Genomic DNA, 12,339 nt, shown 5'->3' on the forward strand with positions numbered 1-12,339 from the left:
CGATGCGTCGCACGGCGGTCATCGCCGGGATCGCCGGGCTCCTCGCGGCCGGTCTCGTCGCGCCGGTGGCCACCCCCCTCGCGGCTCCGGCGCATGCCGGGGTGCGCGAGTGCACGGAGGGTGTCACCCGCTTCGTGCCGCAGCCGCCGCCGGCGCTCGAGCGGCTCGGTGCCCGCACGGCGTGGTCGCTCTCGCGGGGCCGGGGTGTCGTCGTCGCGGTCGTCGACTCCGGCGTCGCCGCCACCAACGTCCACTTCCCCAAGGGCTCGGTCCTCCCCGGTCGCAGCTTCGTCGGCGGTGCGGCCACGACCGACGAGAGCGGGCACGGCACGGCGATCGCCGGCATCATCGCCGCCCGAGACATCGGTGAGCGGTCGGGCGTCGTCGGCATCGCCCCCGCCGCGACCATCCTCCCGGTCAAGATCACCGGCGGGGAGTCCGGCGGAGACGAGGAACAGCAGCGCTCGGCCAACCTCGCGCCCGGCATCACGTGGGCCGTGTCCGCCGGGGCCGACGTCATCAACCTCTCGCTCTCGACGACCGCCAACCGCCCCGACGTGCGGGCCGCGATCGCTGCGGCCGTCCGCGCCGGTGTCCTCGTCGTCGCCTCGGCGGGCAACCGGGAACAGGCGGCCGACTCCAAGGACGGGGTGCGCTACCCCGCCGGCTACCCCGGCGTCCTCGGCGTCGCCGCGACCAACGCCGCCGATGTCGTCACCGAGAACTCCATCCGCGGGCCGCAGGTCGACCTCGTCGCGCCCGGCGACAACGTCGTGTCGACCTTCCGGTCCTGGGGTGACTGTGTCTTCTCGCAGGACCAGCAGTCGAGCAGCTATGCGACCGCCTACGTCTCCGGTGCGGCCGCGCTCCTGCGCGCGCAGCTCCCGCGCGCCACGGCTGCGGTCGTCGCCCACCGGCTCGAGGCCACCGCCTCACGCGGCTCGCGCACGGTCCGCAACGACACCTCGGGCTGGGGCGTCGTCCAGCCCTACGAGGCCCTGACGGCCGTGCTCGACGACAGCGTGGCCGGCCCCGTGGCACCCGGCGGGGTCGCCCGCCCGACCCCTCCGCCCGAGGTGCGGGCCATCGACCTCACACCTGCACCCGACCCCCGCGAGCCCGACCGCGCCGCGGTGCTCTGGCTCCTCCTCGGCGTGGGCGCCGCCGTCCTCGCCCTCGGCATGGCCCGGATGCTGCGTCTCGGCCGCAGCGCCTGAGCCGCGCGTTCGCGCACGCAAGGTGGGCGCGGGTCCCACGCTCTGGGTGGGCCGGCATACGGGGAGCGTGGAACCGGATTGGGACGCCCGGTGACGTTCTGGGAGAATCGCGCGCATGTCTGCAGACCTCACCTCATCTCGCGCTGCCACGATCCCGGAGCGTCCCTCTCTGGACGGTCTCGAGGACAAGTGGGGGCAGGTATGGGCCGAGCAGCAGACGTTCGCGTTCGACCGTGAGGCGGCGCTGGCCGGGCCGCGATCGCAGGTCTTCTCGATCGACACGCCCCCACCGACCGCGTCGGGCAGCCTGCACATGGGCCACGTCTTCTCCTACACGCACACCGACTGCATGGCGCGCTACAAGCGGATGGCCGGCTTCAACGTCTTCTACCCGATCGGCTGGGACGACAACGGCCTGCCGACCGAGAAGCGCGTGCAGAACTTCTACGGCGTGCGCGGCGACGCCTCGCTCCCCCACGACCCGGACTTCGTGCCGCCGCACCGCGGGGACGCCAAGAGCCTCAGGGCCGGCGACGCGATGCCGATCTCGCGGCAGAACTTCATCGAGCTCTGCGACGAGCTGACCGTCGAGGACGAGAAGGCGTTCGAGTCGCTCTTCCGCCGCCTCGGCCAGTCCTTCGACTGGGACATCTCCTACCGCACGATCGACGACCACTCGCGCGCGACGGCGCAGCAGGCGTTCCTGCGCAACCTCGCCCGCGGCGAGGCTTACCAGGCCGAGGCCCCCGGGCTCTGGGACGTCACCTTCCAGACGGCCGTCGCGCAGGCCGAGCTCGAGGCCCGCGACTACCCCGGCGCCTACCACCGCGTCGCGTTCCACCCTGCGGGCAACGACGGCCCAACCGAGCCCGTCTTCATCGAGACGACGCGTCCTGAGCTCATCCCCTCGGTCGTCGCGCTCATCGCCCACCCGGACGACGAGCGGTATGCCGGCCTCTTCGGTTCCAGGGTCCGCTCACCGCTGTTCGGGGTCGAGGTGCCCGTCGTGGCGCACCCGCTGGCCGAGATCGACAAGGGCTCCGGCATCCTCATGTGCTGCACCTTCGGTGACCTCACCGACGTCATCTGGTGGCGCGAGCTGCAGCTGCCCACCCGTTCGGTCATCACCCGCCAGGGCCGGGTCCAGGCCGAGACGCCCGAGTGGATCGCCGGTGGCCCCGGCGCCGAGCTCTTCGGCGAGCTCGCCGGCAAGACCGTGCACTCCGCCCGCGAGCTCGTCGTGGCCGCGCTGCGCGAGACCGGCGACCTCGACGGCGAGCCCAAGCCCACGCAGCGCAAGGCGAACTTCTACGAGCGCGGCGAGAAGCCGCTCGAGATCGTCACCTCGCGCCAGTGGTACATCCGCAACGGTGGCCGCGACGCCGACCTCAACGCCAAGCTCATCGGGCAGGGCCAGTCGATCGACTTCCACCCGTCGTTCATGCAGGCCCGCTACGCCAACTGGGTGGCCGGGCTCAACGGCGACTGGCTCGTCTCGCGCCAGCGGTTCTTCGGCGTGCCGATCCCCGTCTGGTACCCCCTCGACGCCGACGGCGATCCGGTGTGGGACTCCCCCATCCTGCCGTCCGAGGAGTCGCTGCCGATCGACCCCGTCTCTCAGGCTCCCGAGGGCTACGACGAGTCGCAGCGGGGGCAGGCGGGTGGGTTCACCGGCGACCCCGACGTCCTCGACACGTGGGCGACCTCGTCGCTCTCCCCGCAGATCGCCGCGGGCTGGCGCAGCGTCGACGAGTCGGGCGCGGTGACGACCGACCCGGTCTTCGAGAAGGTCTTCCCGATGGACGTGCGCCCGCAGGGTCACGACATCATCCGCACCTGGCTCTTCGCGACCGTCGTGCGCGCCTACTTCGAGCACGGCACGGTGCCGTGGACCAACGCCGCGATCAGTGGCTGGATCCTCGACCCGGACCGCAAGAAGATGAGCAAGTCCAAGGGCAACGTCGTCACGCCCGAGGACGTCCTGCGGGAGCACTCCGCCGATGCCGTGCGCTACTGGGCGGCCTCGGGTCGCCTCGGCACCGACGCGGCCTACGACGTGGGCCAGATGAAGGTGGGCCGCCGCCTCGCGATCAAGGTCCTCAACGCCTCGAAGTTCGCGCTCTCGTTCGGCGAAGCCGAAGCAGGAGTTCAGCGCAGCGGCGAAGCCGAAGCAGGAGTTCAGCGCAGCGGCGAAGCCGAAGCAGGAGCTCAGCGCAGTGGTGATGTCGAGGGTGACCTCGCAGCCCAGGTGACGAACCCGCTCGACCGCGCGCTGCTGGCCGGGCTGCGCGACGTCGTCGAGAAGGCCACGTCGGGCTTCGAGTCGTGGGACTACACCCGCTCGCTCGAGGTCACCGAGACGTTCTTCTGGACCTTCTGCGACGACTACCTCGAGCTCGTCAAGGACCGTGCCTACGGCTCGCAGGGTGACGCCGAGGCCGCGTCGGCCCGGGCCACGCTGCGCATCGCCCTCGACGTCGTCCTGCGCCTCCTCGCGCCGTTCCTCCCCTACGTCACCGAGGAGGTCTGGTCCTGGTGGCACGACGGGTCGGTCCACCTCACGTCGTGGCCGAGCGTCGACGAGGTCGCCGTCGCCGGTGACGCCGTCGACCCCGCGATGCTCGCCGCCGTCGGAGCGGCCCTCGCGACGGTCCGCAAGAGCAAGTCCGAGGCGAAGCTGTCGATGCGCGCCGAGGTCGCCCGGATCACCCTCGCTGGGCCCGAGCAGCTCCTCGACCACGTTCGCGCGGGCGAGGGCGACCTGCGTTCCGCCGGACGGATCACCGGCCCCCTGGAGCTCGTCCCCGCCGAGGCCTGGGGCGCGAGCGACGTGGAGCTCATCCCCGTCGAGAAGCCCAAGCCCCAGCAGTGACAGCGCGCCGCTGCCCGTGACCGGTCCCGGACCGGCACGGGCAGCGGTCGGTGCGCACCCGGCATACGCGAGGGTCGCCGACCCGGTGGGCCCGCGAAGGGCTCAGGCGTTCGACGGTGCCCGTACGCCACTCAGGGACCGCTTGGCCGCCCACGAGCGGATGCGGCGGTGCCCGGTGGGCTGGACGACGAACCATGGCACGTCCCACCCGCTGAGGCCGATGCGGTGCTCGACGACCGTGTCGCGGCGCAGGTGCCCGACCCGGCCGGTGCCGGGGTCGTAGACGTCGAGGACCCGGTCGCCGTCACCCGGCAGGACGAGGACGACGTGGCGCGGCAGGGTCGCGTTGCCGACGTAGAGCAGGGCCGGCTCCCCCTCGGCGACGACGTCGACGAGCCGCTCGAAGGCCCGTCGCAGCGTCGAGCCCGACAGTGGGCGCACGGCGTCGACGTCGTAGAGCGTGCCGGTCGTCGCCGCGCCGTACTCGAGCTCGCGCTTGGCCCCCCACGGTGGCGTCCCGAGGGCCCGCGGCCACGGGAGGTTGAGGCGGTTCGGGCCGGCGAGGAGACCGTTGGTCCGGCGCATGACGACGCGTTCGTATGCCGCGAAGCGCTCGCCCTCGGTGTCCCCGGGCGGCGACCCCGGCGGGCACGGATCGCCGGTGCGCACCCAGCTCGCGAAGACGGGGTCGACGAGCATCCGGGCGACGGTGAGGCAGGCCGAGCCGCACGTCACCGGTGACTGCTGCACCGGGCCGACGTCACCGGCTCGGAGGCGGAAGGGTGGGGCCACGTCGCCCACCCTGCCAAGTCCCTCGCGCGTCCGCCAGCCCCTCCCGCCGGAGCGTCGCGCGCGACCTTCGCGAGGACTCTGTCAGGACTCCCCCGGGCGCCGGCGTTCTCGACCGCGGGGCGGGGCGGAGGCATAGGGTTCCGTGCCATGGAGCGACGCGGCTGGGCCTGGTCGGCGGGGACCGCTGCTGCCCTGCTGCTGGCCGCCTGGGTGTCCGGTGCCGGACCCATCGCGGCCTTCACCACTCCCGGCCTCAGCCCGCCGACCGACGACGAGTTCGGCGAGCTCGTGGAGCCTGACGCCGGTGACAACCGCACCCCCCAGGGTGAACGCGCCCGAGGCCTCGAGGACAACGAGCTCGTCGCCGACGTCGTCGCGTGGACGCTGCGGGTCGTCCTCGTCCTCATCGTCGCCGTCGTCGTCCTCCTCGTCGTCCGTGCGCTGCTGCGACGGCTCCGGCGCGACCCCGTGACCCCCAAGGACGAGGTCGAGGCGCCGGTCCTGCCCGACGTGCTCGTCGCGGGGGTGCGCGCCAGCGAGGCCCAGCTCGACCGGGGCTCGTCGAGCGAGGCCGTCATCAACGCCTGGCTGACCCTCGAGCGGACGACCGCCGAGGTCGGCCTCGAGGACGACGTCGCCAGGACACCGGCCGAGCTCGTCGGTGCCGTCCTCAGCGGCTTCGACGTCGACCGCGCGGCGATCGAGCGGCTCGCCGAGCTCTATCGGGAGGCGAGGTTCTCGGCGCACCCCATCGGGGAGCCCCAGCGAGAGGACGCGCGTGAGGCGCTGCGCTCGGTCCGCGAGGACCTCACCCGGCCCCTGCGCGCCCTGGGCGGCGGTGTGGCGCGGTGACCGGGCGGCTGGCCCGCCTCGTCGAGGGCAACGAGGTCGTGGCGGCGGTCGGCGCCGCGGCCGTGCTCGGCGTCGTCGTCGGCCTCGTCCCGGCCCTCGACCGCATGCTGCTGCTCCTCGTGTCGACGGGGCTCGTCGTCCTCCTGGGCGCGCTGCTCGTCTGGCTGCTGCGCAGCCACCGCGAGGTCGAGTGGACGACGAGCGCGGGCACGCCCGAACGGGTCCGGGGCAGCGACCGCCGGGTCACCGTCCTCGCCCGCACCATCGACGCCGCCGTCGCCGGTGACGCGTCGGCGCGCCTAGAGGTGCGGTCCCTCGTCCGCTCGGCCGCCGAGGCCGGCCTCGGCGCCCGGGGTCTCTCGCCCGACCTCACGAACGACGCGACGCAGGCCGCGCTGGGACCGGCGCTCACGGCATACCTGACCTCCGCGACGGCTCGTCCGGTGACCCGCGACGAGCTCTCCGCCTTCATCACCACCCTCGAGGAGCACTGAGTGAGCGACACCCCCACCCTGCACGAGGTCGGCGACCTCTCCGCCCGCATCCTGTCCGCCGTGGAGAAGGCCGTCGTCGGCAAGCGAGGGAGCCTCGAGCTCGTCCTCGCGGGCCTGCTCTCGGGCGGGCACGTCCTCATGGAGGACTTCCCGGGGCTCGGCAAGACGCTCGCGGCGCGCTCGTTCGCGCAGGCGCTCGGCATCGACTTCGCGCGGGCGCAGTTCACCCCCGACCTGCTGCCCAGCGACCTCACCGGCGCCTTCATCTACGACCAGCGCTCGCACGAGTTCGTCTTCCGTCGCGGCCCGCTCTTCACCCAGCTGCTCCTCGCCGACGAGATCAACCGCACGCCGCCCAAGACCCAGGCCGCGCTGCTCGAGGCGATGCAGGAGGGGCAGATCACCGTCGAGGGCGAGACCTTCCACCTCGAGCGGCCCTTCCACGTCCTCGCCACCGCGAACCCGGTCGAGTACGAGGGCACCTACCCCCTGCCCGAGGCCCAGCTCGACCGATTCCTCATCCGGGTGTCGTTCGGCTACCCCGGCGCGGCCGACGAGTGGGAGGTGCTGCGCCGCCGTATCGACCGCCGGCAGGAGGCACAGACCGTGCCGGCCGTCACCGATGCCGACGGGTTCGTGGGCATGCAGCGTGCCGTCGAGACCGTCACGGTCGACGAGAGCGTGGGCCGCTACTGCGTCCGGCTCGCCGCCGCGACCCGCTCGCACGCGAGTCTCGTCATGGGCGCCTCTCCCCGCGGCTCGCTCGCGCTCATGCTCGTGAGCCGGGCGTATGCCGTGATCCGCGGCCGTGACTACGTCACCCCCGAGGACGTCAAGGCCGTGGCCCACGCCGCCCTCGACCACCGCGTCACGGTCCGGCCCGAGCTGTGGATCAACGACGTCACCGCCGAGAGCGTCGTGAGCCAGGTCCTGTCGTCGGTGCCCACCCCCTCGCCCACCGAGGGCGAGAGGCGTACCGGGTACGAGGGACCGTGACCGACGGACCCGGCCCCTCCGACCCCGGCACGACCGTCCCGGAGGGCAGCGCGCTCACGGCCGCGTGGCGGCCCACCGCCGCCCACGTGCGGGCCGTCGTCGTCGGGCTCGCCCTGCTCGGGATCGGCGTCATCATGCGCCGACCGGACGCCGTCGCGCTCGGCGCCCCGCTCGCCGTCGTCGCGGTGTGGGCGCACCTGCGACGACCCGAGGTGGCGCCGGTCGTCCACACGTGGCTGCGCCACGGCGTGCTGCGCGAGGGGCAGACGACCGCGTGGACGGCCACGGTCGAACCCGGGCCCGGCGTCGAGGAGGTGGCGCTCGCCGTCACCGAGACCGAGTTCACCCGCTACACCCCGGCCCCGCAGTGCGTGGCCGACGGCGACGTCACCGGTGCCACGGCCGAGCTCGACGTCTTCTGCCAGAGCACGCGCTGGGGCCTGCGCCGCCTCGGACCGGCCACGTGCGCCGTGGGGTCGGCGTTCGGTGCCCACGTCTGGGAGCCCGCCCCGGTCCATGCGCCGCTCGTCCCGACGGTGCCGCTGCCCGAGGCGTTCTCGGCGCGCACCCCCGCGCCCGACCCCGACGGCCTCGTCGGGCGCAGCCGCTCGCGCCACCACGGCGACGGCAGCGAGCTCGCCGACGTGCGCGCCTTCCGCTTCGGCGACCGCCTGCGCCGCATCCACTGGCCGGTGTCGGTCCGCACCGGCGATCTGCACGTGACGACGACCTACGCCGACGAGGACAGCGAGATCCTGCTCCTCGTCGACGCCATGCAGGACCTCGGGCGCAGCAGCGGCTTCGACGGTGAGGGCAGCAGCCTCGACAACGGCGTCCGTGCCGCCGCGGCCGTGGCCGAGCACTACCTCCGCGCCGGCGACCGCGTCGGCCTCCAGGTGCTCGGCGCGCACCAGAGCCCGCGCCTCTCCCCCGGGCTCGGCACCAACCAGCTGCGCCGCCTCCTCGACGTCCTCGCCCGGGTCCGCGTCGCCGACGGCGGCGTCGTCGACGAGAAGCGGCTGCGCGGCCAGCTGCTCCACCCGGTCTCGGCCGGGACGCTCGTCGTCTTCCTAACCCCCGCCGTGTCGGTGAGCGTCCTCGCCCACGCCGCCCAGCTGTCGCGCAGGGGCACGTCGACGATCGTCGTCGACACGCTGCCCCGGGCCATGGCGACCGGCGACCTCACCGACGAGCAGCTCGCCGGCCTCGTGCCCGAGCAGGCCGCGTCCCCCTCGGCCCGGCTGGCCTGGCGGCTCCGGCTGCTCGAGCGGTCGCGCGAGGTGTCGCGCACGCGGCTCGCCGGAGTGCCGATCGTCCCCTGGGTCGGTCCCGGGACCCTCGACCTCGTCATGCGCGACATCGCCCGGCAACGGCGCTCACCCAGGGTGGTGACCCGATGAGGTCGACCTCGCAGACCGTCCTGCGCGTGGGCATCGGCGTCGTGTCGGTCGCGCTCGCCCTGCTCACGGTCGCCGTCGGCCCGCTGGGCTCGGTCGTCGCCGCACTCGTCCTCGTCGGGCTCACCCCGTTCGTCGTCCTCGACCCCGGCTCACGGCTCACCGCCCTGCTCGTCGGCCTCCACGGCCTGCACTGGCTCATGAGCCACCGGGGTCCGCAGGACCTCGGCGACTGGGTGCTCACCCTCGTCGTCGCGGTCGGGATGCTCGCCATCCACCTCGGGGCGGCGCTCGCGGCGGCCCTGCCCGCCGCGGCGCCGGTGCCGCGGGCCAGCGCCGTGCGGTGGACCCGGCGAGGGCTCGTCGTCGTCGTGCTGTGCGTCCCCGTGTGGGCGCTCCTCGTCACCCAGACCGTCGCGCGACCCGACGGGGACACGCTCGCGACCTACTCCGCCCTCGCGGCGCTTGCCGTGCTCGGCCTCGCCCTGTGGCTCTCACTCCTCCGCCCGCGGGGACGGCCCACCGGCTGAGCCGGGAGCGGTCGGTGGCACCTCGTTGCAGATGGTCAGGTCGGCGGGCGGAGACCCGTCCCTCGCAGGGTGTCGGACATCCGGGGCATGACAGGCACCCGCAACCCCGGATCGCCGACACCTGACCTCGTCGCGACGCAACGTGGGCGCGGGTCCCACGCTCTGCGTGGGCCGGAAAACGGGCGTGCGCCCGCGGGCCTCGGCGGGACGTCGGCAGACGTCAGGCGGTGCGCTTGCGGCGCTTGGGGCCCGCGTCGCGACGGACGATCGTCGGCAGGACGTTCTTGCGCACGACCTCGTCGGTGACGACGACCTTGGTGATCTCGTCGTCGCTGGGCACGTCGAACATCACAGGGAGGAGAACCTCCTCCATGATCGCGCGCAGGCCGCGGGCGCCGGTGCCGCGCGCGAGCGCCTGCTCGGCGACGGCCTCGATGGCCTCGTCCGTGAATTCGAGCTCGACGCCGTCGATGCGGAACATCTTCTGATACTGCTTGATGAGGGCGTTGCGCGGCTCGGTGAGGATCTGCACGAGGGCGCTCGTGTCGAGCGGCGAGACCGTCGTGATGACCGGGAGGCGGCCGATGAACTCGGGGATGAGCCCGAACTTCATGAGGTCCTCGGGCATGACCTCGTGGATCGACTCGGCGAGGTCCTTGGGCCTGTGCAGCTCGGAGCCGAAGCCGAGGCCCTTCTTGCCGTTGCGCGACTCGATGAGCTTCTCGAGGCCGGCGAAGGCGCCGCCCACGATGAAGAGCACGTTGGTCGTGTCGATCTGGATGAACTCCTGGTGAGGGTGCTTGCGACCACCCTGCGGTGGGACGCTCGCGGTCGTTCCCTCGAGGATCTTGAGCAGCGCCTGCTGCACGCCCTCGCCCGACACGTCGCGCGTGATGCTCGGGTTCTCGGACTTGCGGGCGATCTTGTCGACCTCGTCGATGTAGATGATGCCCGTCTCGGCCTTCTTGACGTCGTAGTCGGCGGCCTGGATCAGCTTGAGGAGGATGTTCTCGACGTCCTCGCCGACGTAGCCGGCCTCGGTGAGTGCCGTTGCGTCGGCGATGGCGAAGGGGACGTTGAGCATCTTGGCCAAGGTCTGGGCGAGGTAGGTCTTGCCGCAGCCGGTCGGCCCGATGAGGAGGATGTTCGACTTGGCGATGTCGACGTGGTCGGCGTCCTTCTTGCCGATCGCGTCACCCGCCTGGATCCGCTTGTAGTGGTTGTAGACGGCGACGGCGAGCGACTTCTTCGCGACGTCCTGGCCGATGATGTACTGCTGGAGGAACTCGAAGATCTCGCGGGGCTTGGGCAGCTCGTCGAGCCCGCCCAGCTCCGAGGACTCGGCCAGCTCCTCCTCGATGATCTCGTTGCAGAGCTCGATGCACTCGTCGCAGATGTAGACCGCCGGGCCGGCGATGAGCTTCTTGACCTGCTTCTGGGACTTGCCGCAGAAGGAGCACTTCAGCAGGTCGCTGGTTTCTCCGACTCGTGCCACTGGGCCTGGTCCCTTCACCTCGACAACGGGTGCCGCCGTCCCGACTGGGCCGGGGATGCGGCGACGTCAACGACGCTACCCCGAGGGAGCGTCGTCTCCACCCATTCAACGCCTCCGACACGGCGCGAGTCGCGCTTGTCCGCTCTCGGCAGAACGACACGCCACGGGCCGCGCGACACCCCGACGGACGGAGCCGGATCCTGCCGGGACCGTGACGTCCGCCACTTCCTCCCATACAGTGCCTGCGCGGGCCAACGGGGGCCGGCCGACTCGGAAGGAACCACCAGCATGTCCCACAGGACCACGATCCTCGCGGCCACGGCCGTCACAGCCACGGCGCTCGCCGCCCTCACCGGAGCCGCCGCGCAGGCCGCCCCGACCAAGGCGTCGACCGCCGCCCGCGCGATGAACACCCCGTTCGTCGGGGCCCAGGGCACCTACCGGCACGTGACGCCGGCGCGCATCCTCGACACGCGCAGCGGCAACGGGGCGCCTCAGGGCCTGGTCGGTGCAGGCCGGGAGGTCTCGGTCCTCGTCGCCGGTCGCGGCGGCATCCCCGGCGGGGTGAGCGCCGTCGTCCTCAACATCACCGCCGTCACGCCGAGCACCAACACCTTCCTCACGGCCTACCCGTCCGGGACCACCCGCCCCTCGACCTCGAGCCTCAACGTGGCGGCGCGCACCAACCGCGCCAACCTCGTCACCGTGCCGGTGGGCTCGGACGGCCGCGTCCGCATCTACAACTCGACCGGGACGACCCACATCCTCGCCGACGTCGTGGGTGCCTACCACGGCGTCGCCAGCCCCACGACGGGCGTCGGCAGCCAGTACTACACCGTGGAGCCCGAGCGCTTCTACGACTCCCGCCAGGACGGCGGCGCCTACGTCGCCGGCGAGTGGGTCTCGGTCTGGGCGGACTGGGGCGCAGGGGTCAACGAGAAGGTCACCGCCTACGCCGCGAACATCACCGTGCTGCAGGGCACGAGCTCCGGCTACGTCGCCGCCGGACCCACGTCGAACCCGTCGACCTCGACCGTCAACTACGGCAAGAACCAGGTCATCGCCAACATGAGCGTCGTGCCGTCGTCGATGGTCGAGGGCTTCCCGGGCTTCTATGTCATCAACCGCGGCCCGGGCAGCGTCCAGATCATCGTCGACGTCGTCGGCATCTACACCACCGAGGGCGGCGACGGCCTGCGCTTCCGCTCGCTCCCGCCACGCCGCATCGTCGACACCCGCTCGGGGATCGGCGGCAACGCCACCCCGATCGGCGCCAACGTGGCCCGGCAGTACGCCGCACCACCGGAGGTCGCCGGTGACGCGACCTACACCCTCGTGGCCAACACGACCATCGCCCGGCCGACCGCGGCGACCTACGTGACGACCTACTCCAACGACATCCCCAAGCCCGGGGTGAGCAACCTCAACGCCGCAGCAGGCGAGACGTCGGCGAACTCGACCTTCGTCGGGCTCGGCGCCGGCAACCTCTTCCGGATCCACAACGCCGCCGGACAGGCGCCGGTCATCATGGACGTCATGGGCTCGTTCGAGCTCTTCGCCGCCCCGCCGGCCTCCCCGTCGCCGCAGGGCGCACCAGCCCGTCAGACCGGGTCGGCGGCGACGTCACACACCCCGAACGGGTTCCACGGCTCGCGCGGCTGAACCGACCCGAGAACGCGTATGCCGTCCGCTCG

10 protein-coding genes are annotated in these 12,339 nt (G+C 72.6%); 8 read left to right on the top strand and 2 right to left on the bottom strand.

Features of this window, described 5'->3' with window-relative positions:
* Positions 1-2: 2 nt before the first annotated feature.
* Positions 3-1,217, top strand: coding sequence for a S8 family serine peptidase (locus ACOJV7_RS01295; RefSeq protein WP_420190358.1), 1,215 nt, complete (start codon positions 3-5; stop codon positions 1,215-1,217).
* Positions 1,218-1,332: 115 nt separating this feature from the next.
* Positions 1,333-4,089: a valine--tRNA ligase gene (valS, locus tag ACOJV7_RS01300; RefSeq protein ID WP_420188356.1), complete on the top strand. Its 2,757-nt coding sequence runs from the start codon at positions 1,333-1,335 to the stop codon at positions 4,087-4,089.
* 102 nt (positions 4,090-4,191) lie between these two features.
* Here valS and ACOJV7_RS01305 read toward each other — a convergent pair whose 3' ends face one another.
* Complete coding sequence (locus ACOJV7_RS01305) at positions 4,192-4,881, bottom strand: hypothetical protein (RefSeq protein WP_420188357.1); 690 nt, start codon at positions 4,879-4,881, stop codon at positions 4,192-4,194.
* 147 nt (positions 4,882-5,028) lie between these two features.
* Between ACOJV7_RS01305 and ACOJV7_RS01310 the strand changes: the two genes are divergently transcribed.
* Genes ACOJV7_RS01310 through ACOJV7_RS01330 form a run of 5 tightly spaced genes read left to right on the top strand, consistent with a single transcriptional unit; the run spans position 5,029 to position 9,150 of the window.
* On the top strand, positions 5,029-5,733 hold the full coding sequence (locus tag ACOJV7_RS01310; protein ID WP_420188358.1) for a DUF4129 domain-containing protein: 705 nt from the start codon (positions 5,029-5,031) through the stop codon (positions 5,731-5,733).
* Entirely contained in the window at positions 5,730-6,227 is a 498-nt protein-coding gene (locus tag ACOJV7_RS01315) for a hypothetical protein (RefSeq protein WP_420188359.1), read from the top strand. The genes ACOJV7_RS01310 and ACOJV7_RS01315 overlap by 4 nt, the downstream gene beginning before the upstream one ends.
* A complete protein-coding gene (locus tag ACOJV7_RS01320; RefSeq protein WP_420188360.1) occupies positions 6,228-7,223 on the top strand; it encodes an AAA family ATPase in 996 nt (331 codons plus the stop codon).
* Complete coding sequence (locus tag ACOJV7_RS01325) at positions 7,220-8,623, top strand: DUF58 domain-containing protein (RefSeq protein WP_420188361.1); 1,404 nt, start codon at positions 7,220-7,222, stop codon at positions 8,621-8,623. The genes ACOJV7_RS01320 and ACOJV7_RS01325 overlap by 4 nt, the downstream gene beginning before the upstream one ends.
* Entirely contained in the window at positions 8,620-9,150 is a 531-nt protein-coding gene (locus ACOJV7_RS01330; protein WP_420188362.1) for a hypothetical protein, read from the top strand. The genes ACOJV7_RS01325 and ACOJV7_RS01330 overlap by 4 nt, the downstream gene beginning before the upstream one ends.
* A gap of 220 nt (positions 9,151-9,370) precedes the next feature.
* Here ACOJV7_RS01330 and clpX read toward each other — a convergent pair whose 3' ends face one another.
* Positions 9,371-10,645 carry an ATP-dependent Clp protease ATP-binding subunit ClpX gene (clpX, locus tag ACOJV7_RS01335; RefSeq protein WP_420188363.1) on the bottom strand — a complete coding sequence of 425 codons (1,275 nt, stop codon included), beginning with the start codon at positions 10,643-10,645 and terminating at the stop codon, positions 9,371-9,373.
* Between the two features lie 288 nt (positions 10,646-10,933).
* Between clpX and ACOJV7_RS01340 the strand changes: the two genes are divergently transcribed.
* Positions 10,934-12,307, top strand: coding sequence for a hypothetical protein (locus ACOJV7_RS01340; RefSeq protein WP_420188364.1), 1,374 nt, complete (start codon positions 10,934-10,936; stop codon positions 12,305-12,307).
* Positions 12,308-12,339: the final 32 nt, after the last annotated feature.

Origin of the sequence: Knoellia tibetensis (genome assembly GCF_048606415.1) — a bacterium.
GTDB classification, from domain to species: Bacteria; Actinomycetota; Actinomycetes; order Actinomycetales; family Dermatophilaceae; genus Knoellia; species Knoellia tibetensis.

Coding starts and splice junctions, on each gene's coding strand:
- valS (WP_420188356.1), top strand. CDS start 1,333: ATGTCTGCAGACCTCACCTCATCTCGCGCTGCCACGATCCCGGAGCGT.
- ACOJV7_RS01340 (WP_420188364.1), top strand. CDS start 10,934: ATGTCCCACAGGACCACGATCCTCGCGGCCACGGCCGTCACAGCCACG.
- ACOJV7_RS01310 (WP_420188358.1), top strand. CDS start 5,029: ATGGAGCGACGCGGCTGGGCCTGGTCGGCGGGGACCGCTGCTGCCCTG.
- ACOJV7_RS01295 (WP_420190358.1), top strand. CDS start 3: ATGCGTCGCACGGCGGTCATCGCCGGGATCGCCGGGCTCCTCGCGGCC.
- ACOJV7_RS01330 (WP_420188362.1), top strand. CDS start 8,620: ATGAGGTCGACCTCGCAGACCGTCCTGCGCGTGGGCATCGGCGTCGTG.